Source organism: Nocardia halotolerans, from assembly GCF_042650145.1.
In the GTDB taxonomy this organism is placed as follows: domain Bacteria; phylum Actinomycetota; class Actinomycetes; order Mycobacteriales; family Mycobacteriaceae; genus Nocardia; species Nocardia halotolerans.
This window is the reverse complement of record NZ_JBHSDL010000006.1, coordinates 340,225-365,330: the sequence shown is the minus strand read 5'-3', so window position 1 is coordinate 365,330 and position 25,106 is coordinate 340,225. Positions and strand designations below refer to the sequence as shown.

Annotated in this window: 22 protein-coding genes; 8 read left to right on the top strand and 14 right to left on the bottom strand. The window is 68.6% G+C overall.

The window, feature by feature from the left end; genetic code table 11:
• Window positions 1–68 precede the first annotated feature (68 nt).
• The gene (gene yidC / locus ACFO5K_RS07170; protein ID WP_378557642.1) at window positions 69–953 is read left to right on the top strand and encodes a membrane protein insertase YidC; all 885 of its coding nucleotides are present in this window, start codon (window positions 69–71) and stop codon (window positions 951–953) included.
• A gap of 33 nt (window positions 954–986) precedes the next feature.
• A complete protein-coding gene (locus tag ACFO5K_RS07165; RefSeq protein WP_378557639.1) occupies window positions 987–1,538 on the top strand; it encodes an NUDIX hydrolase in 552 nt (183 codons plus the stop codon).
• A 1-nt stretch (window position 1,539) separates the two neighbouring features.
• On the opposite strand, the gene ACFO5K_RS07160 is transcribed toward ACFO5K_RS07165, so the two are convergent.
• Window positions 1,540–1,851 (bottom strand): hypothetical protein, encoded by a 312-nt coding sequence (locus ACFO5K_RS07160; RefSeq protein ID WP_378557636.1) that lies wholly within the window; start codon window positions 1,849–1,851, stop codon window positions 1,540–1,542.
• 168 nt (window positions 1,852–2,019) lie between these two features.
• A complete protein-coding gene (locus ACFO5K_RS07155) occupies window positions 2,020–2,388 on the bottom strand; it encodes an arsenate reductase family protein (RefSeq protein WP_378557626.1) in 369 nt (122 codons plus the stop codon).
• A gap of 432 nt (window positions 2,389–2,820) precedes the next feature.
• On the opposite strand from ACFO5K_RS07155, the gene ACFO5K_RS07150 reads away from it, so the two are divergent.
• Window positions 2,821–4,005, top strand: coding sequence for a methyltransferase (locus tag ACFO5K_RS07150; protein ID WP_378557623.1), 1,185 nt, complete (start codon window positions 2,821–2,823; stop codon window positions 4,003–4,005).
• A gap of 99 nt (window positions 4,006–4,104) precedes the next feature.
• Complete coding sequence (locus tag ACFO5K_RS07145) at window positions 4,105–4,803, top strand: peptidylprolyl isomerase (RefSeq protein WP_378557620.1); 699 nt, start codon at window positions 4,105–4,107, stop codon at window positions 4,801–4,803.
• Window positions 4,804–5,111: 308 nt separating this feature from the next.
• Here ACFO5K_RS07145 and arc read toward each other — a convergent pair whose 3' ends face one another.
• On the bottom strand, window positions 5,112–6,872 hold the full coding sequence (gene arc, locus ACFO5K_RS07140) for a proteasome ATPase (protein WP_378557617.1): 1,761 nt from the start codon (window positions 6,870–6,872) through the stop codon (window positions 5,112–5,114).
• Window positions 6,873–7,064: 192 nt separating this feature from the next.
• Here arc and ACFO5K_RS07135 point away from each other — a divergent pair, with 192 nt between their 5' ends.
• Window positions 7,065–7,595 (top strand): hypothetical protein, encoded by a 531-nt coding sequence (locus tag ACFO5K_RS07135; RefSeq protein WP_378557614.1) that lies wholly within the window; start codon window positions 7,065–7,067, stop codon window positions 7,593–7,595.
• A 24-nt stretch (window positions 7,596–7,619) separates the two neighbouring features.
• Here the strand turns inward: ACFO5K_RS07135 and ACFO5K_RS07130 are convergent, their stop codons facing one another.
• A complete protein-coding gene (locus tag ACFO5K_RS07130) occupies window positions 7,620–8,453 on the bottom strand; it encodes a tRNA (adenine-N1)-methyltransferase (RefSeq protein ID WP_378557611.1) in 834 nt (277 codons plus the stop codon).
• Between the two features lie 119 nt (window positions 8,454–8,572).
• On the opposite strand from ACFO5K_RS07130, the gene ACFO5K_RS07125 reads away from it, so the two are divergent.
• Window positions 8,573–9,478 carry a RecB family exonuclease gene (locus ACFO5K_RS07125; RefSeq protein ID WP_378557608.1) on the top strand — a complete coding sequence of 302 codons (906 nt, stop codon included), beginning with the start codon at window positions 8,573–8,575 and terminating at the stop codon, window positions 9,476–9,478.
• On the opposite strand, the gene ACFO5K_RS07120 is transcribed toward ACFO5K_RS07125, so the two are convergent.
• The gene (locus ACFO5K_RS07120; protein WP_378557605.1) at window positions 9,446–10,684 is read right to left on the bottom strand and encodes a cytochrome P450; all 1,239 of its coding nucleotides are present in this window, start codon (window positions 10,682–10,684) and stop codon (window positions 9,446–9,448) included. The two genes, ACFO5K_RS07125 and ACFO5K_RS07120, sit on opposite strands and share 33 nt — an antisense overlap.
• 92 nt (window positions 10,685–10,776) lie before the next feature.
• On the opposite strand from ACFO5K_RS07120, the gene ACFO5K_RS07115 reads away from it, so the two are divergent.
• The gene (locus ACFO5K_RS07115) at window positions 10,777–11,634 is read left to right on the top strand and encodes a helix-turn-helix domain-containing protein (protein WP_378557602.1); all 858 of its coding nucleotides are present in this window, start codon (window positions 10,777–10,779) and stop codon (window positions 11,632–11,634) included.
• A gap of 233 nt (window positions 11,635–11,867) precedes the next feature.
• Here ACFO5K_RS07115 and hisG read toward each other — a convergent pair whose 3' ends face one another.
• From hisG to metH, 8 genes are all read right to left on the bottom strand, one after another.
• Entirely contained in the window at window positions 11,868–12,719 is an 852-nt protein-coding gene (gene hisG / locus ACFO5K_RS07110; protein WP_378557599.1) for an ATP phosphoribosyltransferase, read from the bottom strand.
• A gap of 53 nt (window positions 12,720–12,772) precedes the next feature.
• Entirely contained in the window at window positions 12,773–13,036 is a 264-nt protein-coding gene (locus ACFO5K_RS07105) for a phosphoribosyl-ATP diphosphatase (RefSeq protein WP_378557596.1), read from the bottom strand.
• A 189-nt stretch (window positions 13,037–13,225) separates the two neighbouring features.
• Window positions 13,226–15,046: a choline/carnitine O-acyltransferase gene (locus ACFO5K_RS07100; RefSeq protein WP_378557593.1), complete on the bottom strand. Its 1,821-nt coding sequence runs from the start codon at window positions 15,044–15,046 to the stop codon at window positions 13,226–13,228.
• 9 nt (window positions 15,047–15,055) lie between these two features.
• The gene (locus ACFO5K_RS07095; protein ID WP_378557590.1) at window positions 15,056–15,871 is read right to left on the bottom strand and encodes a class I SAM-dependent methyltransferase; all 816 of its coding nucleotides are present in this window, start codon (window positions 15,869–15,871) and stop codon (window positions 15,056–15,058) included.
• Window positions 15,872–15,883: 12 nt separating this feature from the next.
• Window positions 15,884–16,747 carry a HalD/BesD family halogenase gene (locus ACFO5K_RS07090; protein ID WP_378557587.1) on the bottom strand — a complete coding sequence of 288 codons (864 nt, stop codon included), beginning with the start codon at window positions 16,745–16,747 and terminating at the stop codon, window positions 15,884–15,886.
• Window positions 16,748–16,907: 160 nt separating this feature from the next.
• A complete protein-coding gene (locus tag ACFO5K_RS07085; RefSeq protein WP_378557741.1) occupies window positions 16,908–17,567 on the bottom strand; it encodes an HAD family hydrolase in 660 nt (219 codons plus the stop codon).
• Between the two features lie 136 nt (window positions 17,568–17,703).
• Window positions 17,704–19,701, bottom strand: a complete 1,998-nt coding sequence (locus ACFO5K_RS07080; RefSeq protein WP_378557584.1) for a serine/threonine-protein kinase — start codon at window positions 19,699–19,701, stop codon at window positions 17,704–17,706.
• A 214-nt stretch (window positions 19,702–19,915) separates the two neighbouring features.
• Complete coding sequence (gene metH, locus ACFO5K_RS07075; RefSeq protein WP_378557582.1) at window positions 19,916–23,512, bottom strand: methionine synthase; 3,597 nt, start codon at window positions 23,510–23,512, stop codon at window positions 19,916–19,918.
• 139 nt (window positions 23,513–23,651) lie between these two features.
• Between metH and ACFO5K_RS07070 the strand changes: the two genes are divergently transcribed.
• Entirely contained in the window at window positions 23,652–24,536 is an 885-nt protein-coding gene (locus ACFO5K_RS07070; RefSeq protein ID WP_378557579.1) for a PAC2 family protein, read from the top strand.
• Window positions 24,537–24,674: 138 nt separating this feature from the next.
• On the opposite strand, the gene ACFO5K_RS07065 is transcribed toward ACFO5K_RS07070, so the two are convergent.
• A complete protein-coding gene (locus ACFO5K_RS07065) occupies window positions 24,675–24,980 on the bottom strand; it encodes a hypothetical protein (protein WP_378557576.1) in 306 nt (101 codons plus the stop codon).
• Between the last annotated feature and the right edge of the window lie 126 nt (window positions 24,981–25,106).

Here is a 25,106-nt window from a genome sequence, read left to right as displayed (position 1 = left end):
GTCGGATCCCGTGATCCCACTCCCCTTGCCGCGCCCTGCGCGCGCACTTTCGGACAGGTCGTTCCGTCATGCTCGATTTCGTATATTTTCCGGTGTCCGCGGCCCTGTGGGGCTGGCACCGTCTCTTCGCCGTTGCGCTCGGCTCCGCGCACGGTCTCGGTTGGCTGCTGGCCGTGCTCGCCCTGATCGTCACCGTCCGCGCCCTGCTCGTGATGCCGGCCCTGCGACAGGCGCGTTCGCAGGCGAGTTTGCGTGCACTGCAACCTCGCATCGACAGCATTCGCCGCACCCACCGGGACGACTCGCGCGCCCAGGCCGAGCAGCTGCGCGCGCTGCATCGCGAACACGGTGTGCGCCTGTTGGCCCCGATGGTGCCGATGCTCGCGCAAGCGCTGGTGTTCCTCGGGCTCTTCCATGTTCTGCGCTCGTTCGATCGCACCGGCACCTTCACGGTCGGTCCGTTCACCTCGACGGATCAGCCGTTGTCGGTCGAGGACAACGCGGCCACGGCGAACTATCTGTTCGGTGCGCCCGAGGTGGGGGCTTTCCTCGAGGCCCGGCTGTTCGGTGCGCCGCTGTCGGCGACGCTGACCGGTGCCGGTGAGTTGTTCGCCGCCGTGGCCGTGTCGGCCGTGCCGCTGGCGCTGATCGCCGCCCTCGCCACGCACCTCACCGCCCGGATGACACCGGTGGTGGCCGACAACGGCACAGCCGGCCTGATGCGCATGCTGTCGCTGTGGGTGTTCCCGGTCGGTGCGCTCATCGGCGGCGCGATTCTGCCAGTCGTGGTGCTGGCCTATTTCGCCGCCAACGCGGTGTGGACCTGCGCGCAGCAGTACCTGATCCGGCGCAAGCTCGACGCCGAAGCGACCGCGCGTGAGGCACTGGTGCGCCGAGCCGCCCGGGCGGTCCCACCACGCCCGGGGGCGAAACCGGTGCGCCGGAGGAAGTGACAGCGCGCGTGGCGCCGGAGTTACCCTCGGGCGGTGTCAGCGCACCCGGAGTCCGAACTGCTCGCCGTCTACGACGCCGCGGGCCAGGTGGTCGGCGCGGCAGATCGGGGCACGGTGTATCGCGAGGGTTTGTGGCACGCGAGTGCTGGTGTGCTGGTGCGTTCGGTCGACGGGGCCCGCGTGTACGTCCACCGGCGCACCGACAGCAAACTCGTGTTCGCCGGGATGCACGACTGCCTCGCCGGTGGCGTGGTGGACGCGGGCGAAGATCCCGCCGAGACCGCGCGGCGCGAACTGCGCGAGGAACTCGGCATCGTGGTGCCGACGGGCACGGCGCTGCCGCTGCGCGCCACCGTGTCCTGGGACGGCCGCTGGGCCGGTCGCGCGCTGCGCTGCCACCTGTACGGCTACGAGTACCGCTACGACGGGCCGATCGTCCACCAGCCGTCGGAGATCGCGGACGGCTGGTGGTGGACCGACACCGAGCTCCACGCGCGCCTGCGCGACCCGGCCTGGCCCTTCGTTCCCGATACGCGGGCTGTGCTGTCGAGCCTGCTCACCGGGAACGACGACCCCCGGCACTGAGTCAGCCGTGCACCACCACGGACCAGGTCTGCATGCTGAACGGCAGGTCACACGAGGTCTGGGAGTGGAAGCCACCGAAGGCGGGCTGGCCGTAGCGCTCATAGCTGCTGAACCAGTTCCACCAGGCCCAGCAGGTGACGCGCACCTGATGCCACACCGGGTCACCGCACTGCGAGAAGGCGCCCGTCGCGGCGACGGGATTCGCCGAACAGCGACCGGGCGGAGTCGCCTCGGCGGGTGCGGCGAGCACGCTGGACGCACCGATCAGTCCGGCCGCCGCGGCACCTACTACGAGCTTGCGAAACATGTTCATGACAACCTCCCACGCGTGGAGTGGCCACTGGCTATCCCGCAGGCAGATCCACGCTCGGTCCGACAATTCGCACCGGGACACGGTGTCCCGCTGATGTGATCTACATCATTGGAGCCGCTTCCCACGTTACGCCCGTGCCCGAATAGTTATCGCCGGGCAACAACCGGATCAGCCGAGGGTCCGCAACGATTCCTCGTCGCGGGCGACCACCGCGTCGCCGTCGGCTCGCAGCACGATCGGTCGCTGGATCAGTTTCGGGTGTTCGGCGAGCGCGCGCACCCAGCGCTCCCGATCGGCTTCGGTGCGGCTCCAGCCCGCCATTCCGAGGTCCTTGGCGAGCTGTTCGCCGGTGCGGGTGATGTCCCACGGTTCGGCGCCGAGCCGGGCCAGCACCGCCCGCAGTTCTTCGACGGTCGGCGGCTCGTCGAGGTAGCGCCGCACCGTGTAGGCCACCCCCGCCGCGTCCAGGTGCGCAGTGGCAGTGCGGCTCTTGGAGCACCGCGGGTTGTGCCAGATCTCGGTCTGCCCAGAAGTCATGCACGCAGCGTAGTTCGTACCGGCGTCGGCTCGCGAGAACGCGACCGGCCCACCGACACAGTGCCGATGGGCCGGTCGAGAGCAGTCGATCAGGCGGCGCTGCCGCTCTCGATCGCGGTGAGGATCAGTTCGATCAGGACGCTTGCCAGTACGGCGGATGCGGAACCCATGGTGTTCTCCTTGGTCGAAGTCGGTTGCGGGCCAAGTCTCAGATGGGCACATGTCCAGCAGGTAACTCCCGGTGACGAATCGGAATCCGGAATCACCGGGCATCGACGAACAGGCATCTAGCTGGTCTTATGCCGAAACGCTATCGACTGCGATACTGCCCACTCCACCGTGGCGGCCGATCCCGGCACGGCACCTGCCCGGCGCCACCCGCCGCCGATACGGCACAATGGAACGCTGCTCCCTCGCAAGGCAGCAGCAGTGGTGACGTTCGGCTCGGACCGAGGGATTCGTGTCACCAGCACCGTCACTCACCGGGAGAACCGCCTGTCCACCATCGAATGGTCCAGCGACCATATCCAGCACCGCGCCGACTGGCATTCGGAGAACGGCGCGCCCGCGCCGCGCATCGTCACCATCGCCGACGATCGTCTCTCCGCCGATCGCGCGTACCGCCGCATCAAGGCGGGCGAGGCGCTGCTGTGGCGAGGCGACTACAACAACGGCAGGCAACTGCTGGCAGCGCTGGGCCGCCGCGCCGACCGGACGCGGACGAAACAGCCGCCCAGTGGTGATCTCGGCGCGCTCTACCAGCACGAACGGGCCAGAAAACGCGCACGCGCGAACGTCCTCGGCAACCTGCTGATCCAGCTCGACGCCGACAACCATCTCGACCTGCCCCGCGCGCCGGACGTGCGGGCGGCCTGCACCGCCGCCTACGGCCGCGCCGGCGCCGCCCGGATCGTCACCTTCTCCGAGCTGCTGGGTGTGCTCGGCGCCTACCGTTGGCAGCAGCAGGGCGTGGAGGTACCCGCCCTCGGTGCCCGTATCCATCCCGGCTACGGCGTCTTCTCCCCCACCCGCAGCGAATACGTCGACCTGGTCGCCGACGCGCCGTTGGACCCGGAGGTGCGCACCGCCTTCGATCTCGGAACCGGCACCGGCGTGCTGGCCGCTCTGCTCGCCCAGCGCGGAGTCTCCGAAGTCGTCGCCACCGACATCACCACGCGCGCCATCCGCTGCGCCAAGGACAATGCCGAGCGTCTCGGCTACAGCGGTGTGATCGCCGTGACCGGGCCCGCGCTGTACCCGCCGGGCCGCGCCGATCTCGTGGTGTGCAACCCGCCCTGGCTGCCGGGTGTGCCCACGTCGGACCTGGAACGTGGTGTCTACGACCACGATCAATCGATGCTCACCGACTTCGTCCACGGTCTGCGCGCCCACCTCATGCCGCGCGGGGAGGCCTGGCTGGTGCTCTCGGATCTGGCCGAACTGCTCGGTCTGCGTGCGGCCGACTACATCCCCCGCCTCCTCGACGATGCCGGCCTGTCGGTGATGGGCAAACTCACCACTCGCCCGCGGCATCCGCGTGCCACCGACCGTGACGATCCGCTCGCGGTGGCCCGCACCGCCGAGACCACGTCGCTGTGGCGGCTGCGCCCGCGCTAGCGCGAACGGTTCGGGCCGTCGGGCCCCGTGTGCGGCACTCGGCTGGCAGGATGCGCGGTACAACGTTGCACCCCACCAGATCCGAGGAGACCCCGACAGGTGAGCAGTCAATCGCAGGATCGTTCCATCGGCTCCATCCGCGCCACGGTGCGCGCCGCGTTCGGCATCGGTGTCGCCGCGGCGGCGCTGGTCGCTCTCGCGCCCGCCGCGCAGACCGCGCCCGTCCGCCAGGAAGTGGTCCCCGGCTGCACTCCGGCCGCGGCGGGCCAGCCCAACGGCAAGCAGTGGGCGACCGAGCCGGCACTCACCGTCGACCCGGCGGCGACCTACACCGCCACCCTCGAAACCACTTGCGGCACCATCGCACTGGAGCTCGACGCAGCAGCGGCGCCGCGCACGGTGAACTCGTTCGTGTTCCTGGCGGGGGAAGGCTACTTCGACCACACGCGCTGTCATCGACTCACCACCGACGGTATCTACGTGCTGCAGTGCGGCGATCCCACCGCCACCGGCCGCGGCGGGCCCGGCTACCAGTTCGACGACGAGAACCTGGCGGGCGCGGTGTACCCGGCGGGCACCGTCGCGATGGCCAACGCCGGTCCGGGCACCAACGGCAGCCAGTTCTTCCTGGTCTACCGGGACACCCACCTGCCGCCGAACTACACGCCGTTCGGCCGGGTCACCGCGGGCATGGAGGCCCTCACCACGGTCGCGAACGCGGGCGTACGCACCGGCGGGCCGGACGGCGCTCCGGTGGCCGATGTGGTCTTCAACACCGTGACCACTGTCGCGAGCTGAGGGAAAACCGGTCAGGGCCGCGTCTCCCGGCGGAGGCGCGGCCCTGATTCGGTGCTGGGGCCGGATCAGCCCGCGCTGATCGAGCTGAACAGGTTCGCGATGGTCTGCAAGATCACTTCGGTCAAGAATTCGGCGGCCGAACCAGTCATGGCAACACTCCTTTATGCGTCCTCATCAGGTATGACGAACAAGTGAAGCATGACCTATTCACTATCTTCCGCGCAGCATTTCGGTGAAAAAAACTGAACAGAACTCCGCGGGCACCGCGAGGGCCGCGCCCCGAACGAAGCGCGGCCCACGACAGCTGACTACAGGTACTGACCGGTGTTGGACTCGGTGTCGATCGCCCGGCTCGCCGAGGCGTTCTTGCCCGTGACCAGCGTGCGGATGTAGACGATCCGCTCGCCCTTCTTGCCCGAGATCCGGGCCCAGTCGTCCGGGTTGGTGGTGTTGGGCAGATCCTCGTTCTCCGCGAACTCGTCGACGATGGAGTCGAACAGGTGCTGGATGCGCAGACCGGGGTTGCCGGTGTCGAGCACCGACTTGATCGCGTACTTCTTGGCCCGGTCCACGATGTTCTGGATCATCGCACCGGAGTTGAAGTCCTTGAAGTACAGCACTTCCTTGTCACCGTTGGCGTAGGTGACCTCCAGGAACCGGTTGTCGTCGCTCTCGGCGTACATCCGGTCCACGACCTTCTCGATCATGGCCGCCACGCAGGCGGCCTTGTCGCCGTCGAACTCGCGGACGTCGTCGACGTGCAGCGGCAGCGTCTCGGTGAGGTACTTGGAGAAGATGTCCTGCGCCGATTCCGCGTCCGGACGTTCGATCTTGATCTTCACGTCCAGGCGGCCCGGCCGCAGGATCGCGGGGTCGATCATGTCCTCGCGGTTGGACGCACCGATCACGATGACGTTCTCGAGGCCCTCCACACCGTCGATCTCGGAAAGCAGCTGCGGCACAACGGTGGTCTCCACATCGGAGGACACACCCGAGCCACGGGTCCGGAAGATCGAGTCCATCTCGTCGAAGAACACGATCACCGGAGTGCCCTCGGAAGCCTTCTCGCGCGCCCGCTGGAAGATGATGCGGATGTGGCGTTCGGTCTCGCCGACGAACTTGTTGAGCAGCTCGGGGCCCTTGATGTTGAGGAAGAAGGACTTGGCCTCCTTGGCGTCCTCACCACGGGACTCGGCGATCTTCTTGGCCAGCGAGTTGGCGACGGCCTTGGCGATCAACGTCTTACCGCAACCGGGCGGACCGTAGAGCAGCACACCCTTGGGCGGGCGCAGCGCGTACTCGCGGAACAGATCCTTGTGCAGGAACGGCAGTTCCACCGCGTCGCGGATCTGCTCGATCTGCCGGCCCAGGCCACCGATGTCGGTGTAGTCGACGTCGGGAACCTCTTCCAGTACAAGGTCTTCGACCTCGGCCTTGGGCACCCGCTCGAAGGCGAAGCCGGCCTTGGTGTCGACGAGCAGCGAATCACCCGGGCGCAGTTTGCGAATCGGGGAATCGGGGTCGCCCATGTCGTCGTACTCGGCGATCTTGGACAGCGGACCCGACAACCACACCACACGCTCCTCGTCGGCATGGCCGACCACCAGCGCGCGCCTGCCGTCGTCGAGAATCTCACGCAGCGTGCCGATTTCGCCGATCGCGTCGAACTTGCCGGCCTCGACCACGGTGAGTGCCTCGTTGAGGCGCACGGTCTGGCCGTACTCGAGCGTGTCGGCGTCGATGTTGGGCGAGCAGGTCAGGCGCATCTTGCGACCGGAGGTGAACACGTCGACGGTCTGATCGTCGTAGGCGTGGATGACGATGCCGTAGCCACTGGGCGGCTGGCCCAGCCGATCGACCTCCTCGCGCAGCGCGAGCAGTTGCTGGCGCGCTTCCTTGAGCGTGTCCATCAACTTGCCGTTGCGGATCGTCAGCGAATCGATCCTGGCTTCCAATTCGCGTGCGCGATCCGGCGAGTCGGCGAGTTGCCTGCGAAGAGCAGCCGCCTCGGCGCGTACCGCCTCGAGCTCTCGCCAGGCCGCCGAATCCGAATTCTCGTTGGGGCTCATGATGCTGCTCCTCCCAGTCCCGGTCTATCAACGCTACCGGGCGCGGTCCGTTCTCGCTTTCCGACATGGTTTCGTCGTGATCACATCTTGTACGGTGAGGGGCGTGTCCGTGTGCGTGTTAGGCTCCCCTAACACCCCGCACCGGGGCGCCGGGCGAGTGCGCTCGCCCCTCGAGCCGAAAGGTTGCTGAGCATGCTCCTTCCTCCCCGTACGATCCGTGTCACCGTCGCTACCGCTGCCGCCGCGCTGGCCGTTACCGTCGGGCTGGCCGGTTGCGGCGACTCCGACGATTCCTCGACGAATGCCACCAGCAGCAGTACCAGTATCGCCACCACCGAGTCCAGCATTTCGGCAACCCCGGCGCCTGCCGATGACAACGCCGCGGGACCCACGGCAGAGTCCCTGAAAGCGACGCTGGTGACCTTCGCCGACCCGGCCGTGTCCACCGACGACAAGGCCGACCTGATCGTCAACGGCGACGCCCGCAAGCCCAACATCGACCAGATGAACGGCATGCTGGCCGGCTACACCCTCACCTTCGCTGTCGACAACGTCGCCACCAGCGGAAACACCGCCACCGCCGACGTCACCATCACTTCACCGCACGGCACCGCCCCCGCCTTCCCGGTGACCTGGGAGCAGGTCGACGGCGAGTGGAAGTTCTCCGACAACAGCGGTTGCCTGCTCCTGGGCTTCGCTCAGGCGCCCTGCACCCCCGCGTGACACCGGCGGGGGGCGAGTCGTCGTTCAGCCCTTGGAGGAACGGCGCTGCGGCTTGGGGGTGACCGTGCCCTCGGCCAGGCGCCGGGCGCTGACCAGGAAGGCGGTGTGGCCCTGCATGCGGTGCTCGGGCCGCACGGCCAGGCCGACGACGTGCCAGCCACGGACCATGGACTCCCAGGAGCGGGGTTCGGTCCAGCACTCCTGTTCACGCATCGCCTCGACCACCTTCGACAGCTGGGTGACGGTGGCGACGTAGACCAGCAGGACACCACCGGGCACCAGCGCCTTCGACACAGCGGGCAGCGCGTCCCAGGGCGCGAGCATGTCCAGCACCACCCGGTCGACCTGCGCGCCGTCGTACTCGGCGACGTCGGCGACGGTCAGCGACCAGTTTGCCGGACGTTCGCCGAAGAAGGTTTCGACGTTGCGGATCGCGTGCTCGGCGTGGTCGTCGCGGATCTCGTAGGAGATCACCTCGCCCTCGGCGCCGACCGCGCGCAGCAGCGAGCAGGTCAGCGCGCCGGAACCGGCACCGGCCTCGAGCACCCGCGCGCCGGGGAACACGTCACCCTCGTGCACGATCTGGGCGGCGTCCTTGGGGTAGATCACGGCAGCGCCGCGCGGCATCGACAACACGTAGTCGGTGAGCAGCGGGCGCAGCGCCAGGTAGGGGGTGCCGTTGATGGACTTCACGACGCTGCCCTCGTCGGCGCCGATCAGGTCGTCGTGCTTGATGCCGCCGCGGTGGGTGTGGAATTCCTTGCCCGCTTCCAGCACCACCGTGTACAGGCGCCCCTTGGCATCGGTCAGCTGCACCCGGTCCCCGATGGCGAATGGACCGGTCCGTCTGGCCGTCATGTATCTCCCGTTCTTCGAATGAAGCCTCAAGCCTGCCAGGCCGGGCGATCCGCGCCGTCGACGGGGTCAGCTGTTTCCCCACGGCGAACGTGTCGGTGGGTGGCGATACGGTGACGAACATGTCAGTGCCCGTGTCCCTGTCGTCCGCCGAGGTCACCGCCGACGGACCGATCACCCGGTCGCGTCCGGCGTTGTCTCCTTCGCGCGCAGCCGATTTCAAGCAGTGCCCGTTGAAGTACCGCTTACGGGCGATCGACCGGATCCCGGAACCGCCCACACGGGCGGCGGTGCGCGGGACCGTGGTGCACGCGGTGCTCGAGGATCTGTTCGGGTTGCCCGCCGCCGAGCGGCACCCGGAGCGGGCCGCGACACTGGTGCCCGGCGCATGGGACCGGGTGCGCGCCGAACGCGACGGCATCGACGAACTCGTCGCCGAGAGTGGCCCGGAGGCGCTGTTCGACGAGGTGCGCCGATTGGTCACGAGCTACTACGAGCTCGAGGATCCGCGCCGGTTCGAACCGCATTCGCTCGAGGAGCGGGTGGAGGTCGACCTCGACGGCGCGGTGCCGCTGCGCGGATTCGTCGACCGGATCGATGTGGCGCCCAACGGTTTACTGCGGGTGGTCGACTACAAGACCGGCCGCTCCCCCGGACCCGTGCACGAGGCTCGTGCGCTGTTCCAGCTCAAGTTCTACGCCCTGATGATCCTGCGCACCCGCGGTATCGTGCCCGCCCAGCTGCGACTGATCTATCTGGCCGACAAGACCTTGCTCACCTACGCACCCGACCGCGACGAACTCGACCGTTTCGAGCGCATCCTCACCGCGCTGTGGCGCGCGATCATCGACGCGGGCCGCACCGGCGATTTTCCGCCGACCCGCAATTCGATGTGCCGGTTCTGCGATTTCAAACCGCTGTGCCCGGAGTTCGGCGGCACCCCACCGCCGTATCCCGGTTGGCCACAGCAACATTCGGAACCAGCGGAGCTGGGATCACCCGGTGCGTTGCCGCCCGAGGACGTGTGACCGGTCCCAGGTGACCCGTAGCGCACCAGGTCCACGCAACGCCGTTCCCACCTGACTGGTCACCGTAGCGTCCGGGTCGGCGCCCGCCACCAGACGCAGCCCCGGTAGTCGAGTCACCAGCGCGGTGAGCCCGGTGCGTAGTTCGGCCAGCGCCAGCCAGCTGCCCAGGCAACTGTGCGGGCCCTGCCCGAACGACAACATGGTGGTGGCGCGACGGGTGATGTCGAAGCGGTGCGGCTCGGGGTATTTCGCGGGATCGCGGTGGGCCGCGTTCACGGCGAAGATCACCGGTGTCAGAGCCGGAATGTCGAGGCCCTGCCAGTGGGTGGCGACCGGGCAGGCGCGCGGCAGCAGTCCCACCGGCGGCTCCCAGCGCAGTCCCTCCCAGACCGCCCACTGCACTTGTTCGACGGGGTCGGCGGCCACCGCGGCGAGCTGCTCGGGGTGGGTCAGCAAGGCCGACAGGGTGTTTCCGAGGGCGAGCATGGTGGTGTCGGCACCGGCGGGGAACAGCAAGCGCAGGAAGGCGAGCACCTGATCGTCGGACAGCGCGATGCCGTCGACAGTTTCGGTGACCAGTTTCGAGATCAGGTCCGCACCGGGCGCGGCGCGGCGGCGGGCGATGATCGGCACGACGTAGTCGGCGAACTCGCGTGAGGCGCGGTGGGCGGCGGCGGGATCGAGCGGGAAGTAGAACAGGTCGTGCGCCCAGCGCAACACCGTCGCCTCGTCGTCCACCGGCAGACCCAGCAGTCTGCTGATCACCAGAACGGGGTAACGCGTGCTGAATTCGGCCACCAGATCCGCCTGTTCGCGGTCGGCGAAGCGATCGATCAGTTCGTGCGCGATCGGCTCGAGCAGCGGCTCGATCCAGCCCGTCACCAGGCTGCGGCGAAACGGCGGTGACACGATCGCCCGGTGGACCCGGTGCTCGTCGCCGGTCATGCACTGCAGGGTCCGGCCGAGGACCGGTTCGGTGGTGAGCGTGTAGACGGCCCGGGCGGGGAAGGTCTGCTCGTCCTTGAAGGCCGCCGCCACCAGGTCGTGGGTCAGCAGCAGCACCGCGCGCGCTCCGGCGAAGGGCACCACTGCGTACGGTTTGCGCTCGCGTAACCGGGCCAGCAGCAGGTGCAGGTCGGGGGTGTCCTGGAAGGCGAAGTCGATGTCGTCGACATCGAGCCGGTCCAGGATCGACGGGTTCGTCATAGAATCCTCCGAACACGAATACTCGCGTGATCGATACGATTTTTCGGTTCGGAGAAGGTAGACGACCGCGCCGAGCAGGACAAGAGGTGCTCGTGACCGCATCCCCGCCGACCGAACGCGTCGTGGCCGTGGTGGAACTGCTGGCCGCCACCCGCGCGCGCCTCACCGCGGCGGCGGTGGCCGACGAACTGGGCCTGAGCCGATCGACGGTCGCCGCCGTGCTCGCCACGCTCGAAGCCCGCAACTGGGTGCTACGCGGCGCTGATCTCACCTATCGGCTCGGACCCGGGTTGCCCGGACCTGCCGCCGGACCGGCCGGGGCGCTACCGCCCGGCATCCAGGACGAACTGCGCGATCTGGCGCGGCGCGTGGGCTGCGGCGTCGCATTGTCGGTGGTCACCGAGACCACCCTGACCTTCGTCGCAGTCGCCGGTCAGCACGGCCGGGTGCCCGCCGGCGTCGAGGTCGGCACGCGATTGCCGCTGCGCGCTCCGGCGGCGGCGAGCGTCGTGGCCTTCGCTGCCCCGCCGCGGCGCCGCACCTGGCTCGACACCGCCGATCCCACCCAACGCCGCGAACTCGACACCGCGCTCACCGAGATCCGCGCCACCGGCGTGGCCGTCTGGGGTATCGACCCCGACGATTTGGGCACCCTCGATGTGCTCACCGAGGTCGCGGGCCATCTGCCGCATTCACCGGCCACCGGTCCGCTGCGCCGTCGCGTCCTCGGACTGCTCGCCGACCTCAGCGGTTACCCGCACACCACCGCCGAACTGGACACCGACGCCGAACTGCCCATCGCCTATCTGTCCGCACCGGTCTTCGACCACGACCGCGTCCCCCGCTGGGAACTGCAGATCGGGCCGTTGCGTCCCGCGGTGAGCCGTCCCGAACGCGAGCACTATCGCAGGGAGATCCGCACCTCGGCGCACCGGCTGAGCGCACGGTAGGCAGCCCTCCCGCCACCCATGGGGCGGGTTCGGCTCGGTCTGGGGCCGGCGCGCCTGCTACTGGAGGCGGCGTTCCTCTTCCTGCTCCAGGCGGCGGCGCTCTTCTTCGCGCTCGACCTGTTCCTTTTCGACCTGCTCTTCATGCTCGTTCTTGTTCGACATCGCCGCTCCGATCATGGACGGTCCGGACCTGGCACGTTCAGCCTACGCGCCAGGTCAGCGGCGGATCGGGGTCAGAAAGCGCGGCAGGAGCGGATGTCGGTGGCGAGGATGGCCTTGGCGCCCAGGTCGGCGAGGCGGTCCATCAGCTCGTTGCCCTGCTTACGCGGGACCAGGGCGCGCACGGCGACCCAGTCGGGGTCGGTGAGCGGGGACACCGTCGGCGATTCCAGGCCGGGGGTGATGGCGGCGGCCTCGTCGAGCAGCGTCTTGGGGCAGTCGTAGTCGAGCATCAGGTACTGCTGGGCGAAAACCACACCCTGCACGCGCGCGATGAGCTGGTTGCGGGTGCGGTTGTCGGGGGCGGAGCCCGCTTGCTCGATCAGCACCGCCTCCGAATCGCACAGCGAATCACCGAAGGCCACCAGGTTGTGCTGGCGCAGGGTGCGCCCCGAGCCGACCACGTCGGCGATCACATCGGCGACGCCGAGCTGGATCGAGATCTCGACCGCGCCGTCGAGGCGGATCACCTCGGCCTGGACGCCGAAGCGGGCCAGATCGGCGCGTACCAGGTTCGGGAAGGAGGTGGCGATGCGCTTGCCCGCCAGGTCCTGGACCTTCCAGTCCTGGCCCGCGGGGGCGGCGTAGCGGAAGGTGGAGCGGCCGAAGCCGAGCGAGAGCCGTTCGCTGACCGGGGAACCGGAGTCCAGGGCCAGGTCGCGGCCGGTGATGCCGAGGTCGAGCTCACCGGAGCCGACATAGATGGCGATGTCCTTGGGCCGCAGGAAGAAGAACTCGACCTGATTGGCCGGATCGAGCACGGTGAGTTCACGGGGATCGGTACGTTTGCGGTATCCGGCCTCGCTGAGGATGGAGGCGGCGGATTCCGACAGTGCGCCCTTGTTGGGAACGGCGACGCGCAGCATGGATGGGGTCCTTTCGGGGAAGGTGCGGGGAAGTGACCGGGACGGATCAGCCGTCACAGATGTCGGTACACGTCCTCGAGCTTCAACCCGCGACCCACCATCATCACCTGGACCCAGTACAGCAACTGGGAGATCTCCTCGGCGAGCGCTTCGTCGCTTTCGTGCTCGGCGGCCAGCCAGATCTCGCCGGCCTCTTCCAGGACCTTCTTACCCTGGAAATGAACGCCTGCGTCCAGCGCGGCCACGGTGCCCGAACCCTCGGGACGGTTCTGGGCACGCTCGGTCAGCTCGGCGAACAGGGATTCGAAGTTCTTCACGATTGACGATTGTTTCACACGTGTTTTCGGCGGCGCGGGCGCCGCGTGTTCGCGGCCCCGACGGGCCACCGGCCAGCACTCGGGACTCGCGCCTGTGGCGCGCGCGTTCGAGCACTGACCGGCGAACCGGCCGCTAGGTGGCCGCCGCTGCCCGGGGTCGCGGGCGCGTGGCCGAGGCTGTCGAACTGATCACGCCGACTGGCCGAGCAGTTCGCGCAGGTCGGCGACCGCGGTGCGCAGGTGGTCGGCGAAGGCGTACATCTGGTCGGCCACGGATTTGGGGGTGGCCAGGTAGATGTTCCAGCGGTCGGGCAGCAGCACGTAGGCGATACCGATGCAGCGGGGGCTGGTGGAGCCGAACCCGAAGTAGCGGATGTACTGGGAGGGGGCCGAACTCGTCGAGAGGTAATCGTCGCGCATGACCGTCCAGCCGGGGCTGTCGAACAGCGCGATCCGCTCATCGGCGACGCCGAGCTGTTCCCCACGGCGACGCTGGATCCACTCCAGCTCCCACAGATGCTGTTCCGGGGCCAGCCCGGCCTGGCATTCCTTGGCCCGGGCCACGTGGGCCGCCGCCGCGGCGCGGGCCGCGGCGAGCGCGGTGTCGCGGTCGGTGTCCGGGTCGACCATCGCGTCGACGAAGGCCACCATCTCCGGGGTGACCACGCGCATGGCCTCGGTGCGGCCGTTGCGGAACTGCCGGGTGGCGATGGACTCGTAGGTGGCGCCGGTCAGGCCCTTGCTGCGCCGGTGGGCGAGCTGGTAGCTGAGCTGAGCGAAGGCATCGGGTGAGATGCCCAGCTGCTTGGCGGCGGCGGCACCGAAGTCGTCGAAGGACACCAGTGAGGTGGCGGTGTCGGCGGCGAAACGGGCGAAGTCGGCGCCCGCGGCGGCGATGTCGGCGCGGGCCGCGGAGTCGAGCACGAACTCGATCGGCTCCACCGGCGGAAGCCCTTGCGCGCGGGCACCGCTGGTGTCGGCGTGGTCCTGGGTGCCGCGCTCGAGCAGCGCGTCGACGAACGAGAGCACGGTGGTGCCGTCGAGGCCGCAGTGCTCGATGTTGATGCCGGCCTGGCCGTCGGCGAAGACGATGAAAGACACCGACTTGTCGAAGTAGCGGTTGGCGCTGTCACCGTGGAGCAGCTGGTCGCAGGCGTGCAGTTCGTCACGGGGCGCGAAGTCCTCGAGGCACACGGTGAACAGTGCCGTCTCGACCGCGTCGAAGGCGGCGAGGTTGGCGGGTTCGGTGCGCAACGCGGCCCGGCTGCGCGCCCATTCGGCGCGGGCCTTGGTGGTCAGATGCCCGACCGAGGTGTCGGTGGCGGCGGGCCGGGTACCGCCCTTGATCACCGCGCGCAGGCCGTCGACCAGGTCGGAGAACGCGTACGGCGCGCCGTCGGGACCGACGACATCCATCCGGAAGATGTTGCCGCGGTAGAAGACCGCGATGTGGCGCGCGTCCGAGGGGCCGGGCCACTGCGGGCTGTAGGGCTTGCGGACGCTGTCCTGGATCTCGCCTGGGATCCGGGTCTCGGAGAACAGGTACTCGTTCTGCCACATCGACAGTTGCTGCCCGCGCTGGGTGACCGGCGGAATCTTCTCCGCGTCCAGTGCCAGCTTGTAGTCCACGGCGGCGCCGATGATCGCGGCGGCGCGTTCGGCCTGTCCGGCCACCGTCGAGGCGGCCAGCGGGGTGTCGTCGCGGAAGAGGAACACGAAGTTGGCGTTCAACGCGATCCGGTCCCGGCGCCCCAGGTACCGCGAGGGCCAGAACTCGTCGAGCCAGCTGCCGACACCGGGGGTGGCGTCGTATTCGGCCAGCGCGGCGTGCAGGGTGCGCCCGGCCCCGCCGGGGCGCAGCAGCTCGGCTACCGCGCCCTCGGTGGTGGCGTATTCCTCGGCGCCGAGCAGCGGCTGACACCACTGCAGGAACCGGGCGCAGCTGTCGTCCAGACTCGGCAGCGGTACCCGGGGCAACGTGGCTTCGGCGGCGAACGTGGGTTGGTTCAATCCAAGTCCTCAGGTCTCGATGGGATGCGGGCGGGACAGATACAGGTTGGCGTAGAGCCAGCCTTCGGCTTCGTGGTCGGTGGTGTCGATTCCCTTGGCCGCCAACGCATCCAGCACTTGAGTGCGTTCCTGCGCCGAGGCGAAGCGACGCTGCTGGAACATACCGGGCCGCTGCTCGCTGCGGTAGCCGAGCGCGGCCAGTTCGGCGGCGATGGGACCGAAATCGAACATCCGCAACACGAAATGCGCCATCCACGGTCGGTTGTGCGGATCGGCTTGCACGACCCTGGACAGGGTTTTCTCGGTGATGTAGCCGACGCACCCGGTGGAGATCACCAGATCGGCACGGGCGAGCACACGCCGTTGCGCCTCGGTGGGCTCGGTGGCCTCGAGGTCGGCGTGCACGTAGTCGTGCAGTAATCCGGCGGCGTGGGCGTAGGTCAGCGCCGGGCGTGCGGCGTCCATCCCGACGAAGCGTACGTCGGGCATCAGGTCGGTGCGCAACCGCTCCCGATCGGCGGCGATCAAGCCGACATGGTCGGTGTCGGCGTGGTCGCGATAGTGTCCGGCCAGCTCGTCGACGGTGGTGCCGGTGCGCAGCAGCGCCGCGTTCACCCCGTAGGAGCAGCCCAGGTCGAGCACCGTCGGAATCCGGTCCGGGCGCGCGGCCCGCAGCTGGCGCAGCTGCTCGGCGAAGTGTGGCGTGGCCAGTTCCGGTATCCGGTAGTCCAGCTCGTTCATCCGGGCGAAGTACGCGCGCGGATCGGGGCTCTCGTAGATGTCGTCGAAGGATGCTTTGCCGGTGGTGTGCAACGGAACGGACATGGGCGGTTCCTCTCAGTCGAGCAATCGGTCACCACGGACGGCGGCGGCCGCGGCGGCCACGTGATCGGGCAGGACACGGCCGAACAGCTGCCTGGTGCGTTCGACAGTGCCGATCACCCCGGGCCGGTCCGTGTAGGCGAAGATCGCCGAATGTCGTTGTCCGGCACCGGTCACCTCGGTGACACGGTGCAGTGAGAAGCGGCCCTTGAACAGCTGCAGGTCGCCGGGGCGCAGTTCCAGTGCCCGCACGAACCGGTCGCCTTCGCCGGTGAGCACCGCGCGCACATCGTCGAGATGCTCGGCGTGCGGATCGCGGATGTTGGGGCAGTACTCGAAGACACCACCGGCTTCGGGGCGGCGGGTCAGCATGCTGACGGTGAACTCGTTGGTGTCGAAATGCCAAGGATGGGACATGCCCGGTTCCACCACGTTCAGGCACAACCCGGCCAGCGGGTCGGCGAACTCGTGCAGTTCGTCGAGCTCGAAGCAGTCGGCGACGAAGCGCTGGAACACCGGGTCGGTGTAGAGCCGGTGGATCAGCGCGTCGGCGGGGATGTGGTCGCGGGCGACGAAGGCGTTGCCGCGGTCGAGCACGATCGCGGCCGGATGATCCGGCGGTAGATCGGCATCGAGGGGGATGTTGTAGGCGTTGACCCGCTCCACCTTGTAGTGGGCGTGCGGCGCGATCCGCTCCCCCTCGGTGCGCAGGGTGTCGAGCAACTGCGGGCGGATGAACTCCCGCAGCACTGTGCAGCCGTCTTCGGCCAGCTCGGCCCGGGCGGCCGCGATCGCGGCGTGCCTGCCCGGACTGTCCGGATCGGTGAGTGGATACCGTGCGATGTCGACGATTTCGTCAAGCCCCCGCGTGCCTGTCATGTATTCATTTTGCGGGAACTTTCACCGACACGCCCGGGGTTCGGTCAAACAAGTCCTATCCCGAACAGATCACAGCACCGCGAATTCAACTGTGCGGCAACAGTTTTCGCAAATTCTATGTGGATCGCGGAATTATCACGGTAAGCTGTTACGCCCTATCTCACTGCGGCACTGGAATGCTCACCTGCCGCGCGTCCAGTGCGGCGCGCAGATCCGCGATCGTCACACCGACCAGTGACTCCCGGAATACCCGCCCCGGCGCCTCGGGAACCGCGATTTCGCAGGGAATCACGATCAGGCCACAGCCGGCGCCCTGCGCCGCGAGCGCGCCGGTGGGCGAATCCTCGATCGCCACACAGTCGGCGGGGTCGACGCCGAGCAGTTCGGCGGCCCGGCGGTAGATGTCGGGCGCGGGCTTGCCGCGGGCCACTTCGTCACCGCACACCGACAGATCGAAGAAGTCCCGGCCGAGGGTGTCGAGGCCGTACTCGGCGAGCGAGCGCTTGGTGTTGGTCACCAGCGCACTGGGCAGCCCGGCGGCGCGCACCATGGCGAGGGCCTCCTCGGCACCGGGACGCCAAGGGATCGGGCCGAGCATCAACTCGGCGACACGGTCGTCGAGGAACCGGGCCGCCTCGGCGATCACCCGCGCAGTGGTCGTCACCCCGATACCGGCGAAGAGCATGGGCAGCGCATCGGCGCCGGCAGCACCGATCAGGGCGTGCCGGACCTCGTCGGGCAATTCCCGCCCGTGCGCACGGGCCAGTTCGCGCACCGCGACGTCCCACAGCTTCTCCGAATCGAGCAGCGTGCCGTCCATGTCCCACAGCACCGCGGCCGGTCGCGCGCTCACCTGTTCACTCGCCTCGTTCTCGTCGTCACCTCGGGCAGGTTTCTCGTCGTCGCCGCGGAGGGGCCGGCGCTCGCCGGGCCCCGTTCAGGGTAACGGCTGCGCCTCAGACCCCCGACCCGGCGATCTGCAGGTTGCCCGCGTCACCGGTGACCTGGATCCAGCGGTTCTCCGAGCTCACCGACCCGTTGCTCAGGTGATAGGTGAGCGAGACGACGGCCCGGTTCTGCCCGCTGACAGTGATCGAACCGACAGTCACCGACCGCACCGTGGACCAGAACGACGCGTACTCGGCATACCCCCCGGTCTGCGCCTGGTAGTGCGGGGCCAGCCGCGACCACGCGGCGCTGGTGTTGCCGGGCAGCATGCCGTAGTACCCGGCGACGAACTGGCTGACCCGCTCCACGCTGGGCGGGCCGGCGGGCGTGGTGGTGACGGTCGTGCCGCTGATGGTGGTCTTCGTCGGGGTCGGCTGGGCGGAGGTGCTGGTGGCGGCCGAGCCGGTGGTCGTGACACCGCCGGGCAGCGCCGCCGGCGGCGCCGAGACGGTGATCGTCTCCTGGTCGGGGACGATGACGACGGTGCTCACCTTGCCGCCGACCATGGTGGTGACCGTGACCGGCGAGGCCGGAGGTTGCGCCTGCTGGTCGGGTGCACTGCCCTGATCCCGGGTGAGGACCAGCACCGCGAGCATCACCGTGAACGCGGCCACCGCGGCAGCCAGCAGCAGGACCGCGCGGTTGTTGGGCACGCGGTCGGTGCGCGAGGGCGCCGGGGAGAACGCGGGATGTAGCCCGGATGCCGACCCGTCGGTGGGCCCACTCGCCGCTCGGGCACGTGCATCCGCCTCGGCGCCGGCGCGCTCGACACCATCGGAATCGGATGCGAGATCACGCGGCCGCACGAGACCGGGGTCGCCTGCCGCTGCCCGGCCGGCCGCACCCGCTCCACCCACACCAGCACCGGCATCGGCGAACGAACCCGCGGTACCTGCCGCACCGGCAGCGGCTGCACCCACCGGACCCGCTGTATCAGCCACACCGCCGTCGGCCGCGCCCACCGCATCCGTGGAACCTGCGCCTGCCCCGCTCACCGCATCCCTTGCGCCTGCACCGCCCACGGCCGAGCGGGCGGCTCTGGCCATGGCAAGGCCACTGCCGAACAGTGCTGCCGCCCCGGATTTCGGTGCCCCTCCCCTGTTCACCGAACTCGCGGGCCGGTCGATCACGGTGACCGGTTCGCTCAAGGCCAGCATCTTCGTTGCCGAGGCGGGCAGTGCCGGCTCTCGGCCCGCCGCAACGTCTTCCAGTGCTGTGCGGGCCTGCGCCATCGTCGGCCGGTCGTCGGCATCGGAGGTGAGCAACCACATCAGGACCGGGGCGAGTGGGCCGGCGTTCTTCGGTGCGGGCACCACCCCACGCGCGACGGCGTGCAGGACGGCGAGGGGGTTGTCGCCCTCGCCGAACGGGGGCGCGCCTTCGCAGGCGGCGTAGAGCGTCGAGCCGAGGGCGAACACGTCGGCGGCCGGCTTCGGGTTGTCACCGCGGGCGATCTCGGGGGCGAGGTAGGCGGGGGTGCCCGCCAGGAACCCGGTGGCGGTGACCGTGACATCGCCGGTGGCGTGGGAGATGCCGAAGTCGGTGAGTTTGACGGTGCCGTCGTCGCCGACCAGCAGGTTGGCCGGTTTCACGTCGCGGTGCATGATGCCCGCGTCGTGGGCGGCCGAGAGCGCGGCGGCGGCTTGTGCCCCGATGCCGGCCACCTCGATCGGCGCCAGGGTGACACCGCCGGCGATCTTCACCGCCAGGCTGGGCGCGTTCATGTACTCCATCACGAGCCAGGGCTGGCCGTCGGCTTCGGCGACATCGAAGACGGTGATGGCGTTGGGGTGATGCAGCCGCGCCGCGATCCGGCCCTCGCGCATGGCCCGCGATTTCGCTTCCAACGCCTGTGATCCGGTGAGGCCGGGCGCCAGCAGCACCTGTTTCACCGCGACGGTGCGACGCAACCGGACATCGGTGGCCCGCCACACGACCCCCATCGCGCCCGTGCCGATCGGGTCGGTGAGTCGATAGCGTCCGGCGATCAACCGATCCGATGTCATAGCGTGCCCCTCCTGCTCTACCGCCGAGTCGTCCAGCCCGGCGCGTCACAGCGGGAGGAAACTTGCGAAAATCCTACGTGCTGAATCGCTTCGGCCCGTTCGGCGTTCAGCACAGTCCGAGGACAGGCCACCGCGTCGTGAGCAGATTCACAAGCGGGACACGCGATCGGACCGGTCCGCCGGACCGGTCCGATCTGTGATGCCGTGGCGCGGGTCAGGCGTTGAAGTACTTGGCCTCCGGGTGCAGCAACACGAACGCGTCGGTGGACTGCTCGGGATGCAGCTGCAGTTCTTCCGACAGCGTCACCCCGACCCGGCCCGCGTCGAGCAGGTCGACCAGCTTGGCGCGGTCTTCCAGATCGGGGCAGGCACCGTAACCGAAGGCATAGCGAGCGCCCCGATAGCCGAGCTTGAAGTACTCCTGGATATCGGTGGGGTCGTCGGCCGCGATGGGCTTGCCGTCGACGGTCAGTTCCTCCCGGATCCGGCGATGCCAGTACTCGGCCAGCGCCTCGGTGAGCTGCACACCGATCCCGTGCACCTCGAGATAATCGCGGTAGTTGTCTCCGGCGAACAGCTCGTTCGCGAAGTCGGCGATCGGCTGGCCCATCGTGACCAGCTGGAACGGCAGCACATCGACCTGACCGGTCTCGCGAGCCAGCGCGCGAGACCGGATGAAGTCGGCCACACACAGGAACCGGTCGCGCTGCTGACGCGGGAAACTGAACCGATACCGCTCCGGCGCATCGGGGTGCGGCTCGGTCAATACGATGACCTCGTCGCCCTCCGACACTGCGGGGAAGTATCCGTACACCACCGCGGCGTGCTGGGACACGCCTTCGGTGGCGAGCCGGTCGAGCCAGGCACGCAGGCGCGGGCGGCCCTCGGTCTCCACCAGGTCTTCATACGTCGGGCCGTCGCCCTTGCGCTGACCACGCAAACCCCACTGCCCCAAGAAGAGCGCGCGTTCGTCGAGCAGACCCGAGTACTCGGCCAGCGGCAGCCCCTTGATCACCCGGGTGCCCCAGAACGGCGGTGTCGGGACCGGCAGATCCGCGGCGACGTCGGAGCGGTCGGGCACCACGATCGGCACCTCGGCGGCCTTGCGCTCGGCGGCGATGCGCTTGGAACGCTCGTGCCGGGCCTTGCGTTCGGCGGCCTTCTCCTTGGCGGCGATCGCCTCGGGGCTGTCGGGATCGAGCCCACCACCGCGCTTGACGGTCATGATCTCGTCCATCAGCCGCAGACCCTCGAAAGCGTCGCGGGCGTAGTACACATCGCCTTCGTAGACCTCGGTGAGATCGTTCTCCACGTAGGAACGGGTCAGCGCGGCACCACCGAGCAGCACCGGGAACTGTTCGGCGACACCCTTGGTGTTGAGTTCGCCCAGGTTCTCCTTCATCACCACCGTCGACTTCACCAGCAGCCCGGACATGCCGATCACGTCGGCCTTCTTGTCCTGGGCGGCGTCGAGGATGGTCGCGATCGGCTGTTTGATGCCGAGGTTGACCACCTCGTAGCCGTTGTTGGACAAGATGATGTCGACGAGGTTCTTGCCGATGTCGTGCACATCGCCCTTCACCGTGGCCAGCACGATCCGGCCCTTGCCGGAGTCGTCAGTGGCCTCCATGTGCGGTTCCAGGTGCGCGACAGCGGTTTTCATCACCTCGGCCGACTGCAGCACGAACGGCAGCTGCATCTGACCGGAACCGAACAGCTCACCGACGGTCTTCATGCCCGAGAGCAGGGTCTCGTTGATGATCTGCAGCGGTGGCACCGACTGCATCGCCTCGTCGAGGTCGTCGCCGAGGCCGTTGCGCTCACCGTCGACGATGCGCCGCTCCAGCCGTTCGAACAGCGGAAGCAAGGCCATCTCCTCGGCCCGCGAGGCCTTCGACGACGCGGTCGAGACGCCCTCGAACATGCCCATCAGCTTCTGCAGTGGGTCGTAGTCCTCGGTGCGGCGGTCATAGATCAGGTCCAGTGCGGTCTGGCGCTGCTCCTCATCGATGCGGCTCATCGGCAGGATCTTGGAGGCGTGCACGATCGCCGAATCCAGACCGGCTTCCACGCACTCGTTCATGAACACCGAGTTGAGCACCTGGCGGGCGGCCGGGTTCAGACCGAAGGAGATGTTGGACAGGCCGAGCGTGGTCTGCACCCGCGGGTGGCGGCGCTTGAGCTCGCGGATGGCCTTGATCGTCTCCTCGCCGTCCTTGCGGGACTCCTCCTGTCCGGTGCCCAGGGTGAAGGTCAGCGTGTCGATGATGATGTCGGATTCGGCCAGGCCCCAGTTGCCGGTGATGTCGGCGATGAGCCGCTCGGCGATCGCCACCTTGTGATCGGCGGTGCGGGCCTGGCCCTCCTCGTCGATGGTCAGTGCGACGACGGCGGCGCCGTGCTCGGCGACCAGGCGCATGATCTGCTGGAACCGCGAATCCGGCCCGGCGCCGTCCTCGTAGTTCACCGAGTTCACCGCGCAGCGTCCGCCCAGGTGCTCCAGACCGGCCTGCAGCACCGGCACCTCGGTGGAGTCGAGCATGATCGGCAAGGTGGAGGCCGTCGCCAAGCGTGAGGCCAGTTCGTTCATGTCGGCGGCACCGTCGCGGCCCACGTAGTCGACGCACAGGTCGAGCATGTGCGCGCCGTCGCGGGTCTGGTCCTTGGCGATCTCGAGGCAGCGCTGCCAGTCCGCGGCCAGCATCGCCTCGCGGAAAGCCTTGGAGCCGTTGGCATTCGTGCGTTCACCGATCATCATGATCGAGGCGTCCTGCTCGAACGGGACCGCGGTGTACATGCTCGACACCGCCGGTTCGGGCTCCGGGTGGCGACGGTCGGCGATGGGGGGCAGCTTCTTCTCCGCCTCGCGCACCGCCTCGGCGACCTGACGGATGTGTTCGGGAGTGGTGCCGCAGCAACCGCCGACGAGCGAGAGCCCGAACTCCGAGACGAACCCGCTCAGGGCGCTCGCGAGCTCTTCGGCGGTGAGCGGGTACTCCGCACCGTTGGTCCCCAGCACCGGCAGGCCCGCGTTCGGCATCACCGACACCGGGATGGTGGAGTGGCGCGACAGATGGCGCAGGTGCTCGCTCATCTCGTCGGGACCGGTGGCGCAGTTCAAGCCGATCATGTCGATGCCGAGCGGTTCCAGCGCGGTCAGCGCCGCCCCGATCTCACTGCCGACCAGCATGGTGCCGGTGGTTTCGACGGTGACGTGGGTGATGATCGGGATCCGGCGGCCGGCCAGGATCATCGCCCGGCGGCTGCCGGTGATCGCGGCCTTCACCTGCAGCAGGTCCTGGCAGGTTTCGACGAGGACGGCGTCGGCACCGCCGTCGAGCATGCCGAGCGCGGCCTCGGTGTAGGCGTCACGCAGGGCCGCGAACGGGGCGTGCCCCAGGGTCGGCAGCTTGGTACCCGGGCCCATCGAGCCCAGCACGTAGCGCGGGGTGCCGTCGGGCGCCGGTCCCATCTCGTCGGCGACGTCGCGGGCGATCCGGGTGCCACGTTCGGACAGGTCCCGGATGCGATCGGCGATGTCGTAGTCGGCCAGGTTCGGTAGGTTGCAGCCGAAGGTGTTGGTCTCGACCGCGTCCGCGCCCGCGGCGAAGTAGGCGCGATGGATCTCGGCGAGCACATCGGGACGGGTGTCGTTGAGGATCTCGTTGCATCCCTCGAGGCCGCGGAAGTCGTCGAGCGTCAGGTCCGCGGCCTGCAACATCGTGCCCATCGCACCGTCACCGATGACGACACGCCGTCGCATCGTGTCGAAGAGCGTGGTATCGAACCCGGTGGGCAAGGTCGCAGACATGATTCAAGACTAGTGGGCACCGCCGACACCGGAGACCAGTGTGGGTGAATCCAGTGGCCCTCGCCACAGGGCGCGCGACGAAACACGCAACCGCGCCGGTCCCCACAAAACTATTCGCGCGAGACACTAGGCTGACCTGGTGGATGCCAGTGAGACCCCCGAGACGGTACTGCCGACGTTGCGCAATCCGGTGCTGGTCGCGGCCTTCGAGGGCTGGAACGATGCCGGTGACGCCGCCAGCGGAGCGGTCGAGCACCTCGAGTTGCTCTGGGATTCCGAACCGCTGGCCGAACTCGATTCCGAGGACTACTACGACTACCAGGTGAACCGGCCGACAGTGCGTCAGGTCGACGGGGTGACCAGGGAGATCCAGTGGCCGGCCACCATGCTGTCGGTGTGCTCCCCGCCCGGTAGCGACCGCGACGTGGTGCTGCTGCGCGGGATCGAACCCAACATGCGCTGGCGCAGCTTCTGCAACGACCTGCTCGAGTTCATCGAGCAACTCGGCGTGGAGACGGTCGTGATCCTCGGTGCGTTGCTGGCCGACACCCCGCACACCCGGCCGGTGCCGGTCACCGGGTCGGCCTACAACGCGGAGGCCGCCGAGCGGTTCAATCTCGAACAGACTCGGTACGAGGGCCCGACCGGGATCACCGGCGTGCTGCAGGACCAGTGTGTGAAGGCCGGAGTGCCCGCGGTGTCGTTCTGGGCGGCGGTGCCGCACTATGTGTCGCAACCGCCGAATCCGAAGGCGACGATCGCGCTGCTGCACCGGGTGGAGGAAGTGCTCGATATCGAGGTCCCGCTCGGTGAGCTGCCCGCCCAGGCCGAGGAGTGGGAGTCCGCGGTCAACGAGATGACCGTCGGCGACGACGAGATCAGCGAGTACGTGCGTTCGCTCGAGGAGCGCGGTGACGCGGCGATCGACATGAACGAGACGATGGCCAAGATCGACGGTGACGCCATCGCGGCGGAGTTCGAGAAGTACTTGCGCAGGCGCGGACCGGGTAGCTTCGGCCTGTAGTTGCCGGCGGGGGCGCCCGGATCCTTCGGCGCCGCCGAGCGCGAAGTCGTTGTCGCGGCGGGCATCGCGCGGCCGGTGTCCGAACCGGTGTTGTTGCGCGTGCCCGCCGTCGTCGCGACAGCTCCCGGGTGCGCCGGGCTACCGCTCCAAGGTCAGCACCTGAGCGGCCGCCTCTTGCGCCAGCTTCGCGATCAGCAGGTCGCGCGGAATCGTCTGGCCCGCAAGGTGATCGAGCGACGGCACCACCACGTGGTGGGCGTCGGCGCGCTTGAGTTCCTGAGTGAGCTCGGCGAAGGCCGCACCGTCACCCGCGGTCGATTCGTGGAACGTCGCGGCGAAGCACATCCCCGCCGTCCGCGCGAGAGTGCGTAGCGCATCCTCCAATTGATCGCCCTGGCCGTCTGCCAGATCGTCACGCAAGTATCCATAGATCAACGCTTCCACCCGAACCTCCGTTGGATTGGGATCGCTGTTCTGTTGTCGGATCCCCCCGCGCCGCGCCGTGCGCCACGCGGGGGTACTGCGTTGCCCTGCAAGCTCTCCTGCACAGCGGGTGCGCGGTCGGGCCGA

Excerpts from the sequence above, each read along its gene's own strand:
- metH (WP_378557582.1), bottom strand. The coding sequence starts at position 23,512 with ATGTCTGCGACCTTGCCCACCGGGTTCGATACCACGCTCTTCGACACG.
- ACFO5K_RS07090 (WP_378557587.1), bottom strand. The coding sequence starts at position 16,747 with ATGACAGGCACGCGGGGGCTTGACGAAATCGTCGACATCGCACGGTAT.
- ACFO5K_RS07085 (WP_378557741.1), bottom strand. The coding sequence starts at position 17,567 with ATGGACGGCACGCTGCTCGATTCGGAGAAGCTGTGGGACGTCGCGGTG.
- yidC (WP_378557642.1), top strand. The coding sequence starts at position 69 with ATGCTCGATTTCGTATATTTTCCGGTGTCCGCGGCCCTGTGGGGCTGG.
- ACFO5K_RS07160 (WP_378557636.1), bottom strand. The coding sequence starts at position 1,851 with ATGAACATGTTTCGCAAGCTCGTAGTAGGTGCCGCGGCGGCCGGACTG.
- ACFO5K_RS07135 (WP_378557614.1), top strand. The coding sequence starts at position 7,065 with ATGCTCCTTCCTCCCCGTACGATCCGTGTCACCGTCGCTACCGCTGCC.
- arc (WP_378557617.1), bottom strand. The coding sequence starts at position 6,872 with ATGAGCCCCAACGAGAATTCGGATTCGGCGGCCTGGCGAGAGCTCGAG.
- ACFO5K_RS07080 (WP_378557584.1), bottom strand. The coding sequence starts at position 19,701 with ATGACATCGGATCGGTTGATCGCCGGACGCTATCGACTCACCGACCCG.
- ACFO5K_RS07125 (WP_378557608.1), top strand. The coding sequence starts at position 8,573 with ATGTCAGTGCCCGTGTCCCTGTCGTCCGCCGAGGTCACCGCCGACGGA.
- ACFO5K_RS07130 (WP_378557611.1), bottom strand. The coding sequence starts at position 8,453 with ATGACGGCCAGACGGACCGGTCCATTCGCCATCGGGGACCGGGTGCAG.
- ACFO5K_RS07120 (WP_378557605.1), bottom strand. The coding sequence starts at position 10,684 with ATGACGAACCCGTCGATCCTGGACCGGCTCGATGTCGACGACATCGAC.
- ACFO5K_RS07155 (WP_378557626.1), bottom strand. The coding sequence starts at position 2,388 with ATGACTTCTGGGCAGACCGAGATCTGGCACAACCCGCGGTGCTCCAAG.
- ACFO5K_RS07095 (WP_378557590.1), bottom strand. The coding sequence starts at position 15,871 with ATGTCCGTTCCGTTGCACACCACCGGCAAAGCATCCTTCGACGACATC.
- hisG (WP_378557599.1), bottom strand. The coding sequence starts at position 12,719 with ATGCTGCGCGTCGCCGTTCCCAACAAGGGCGCACTGTCGGAATCCGCC.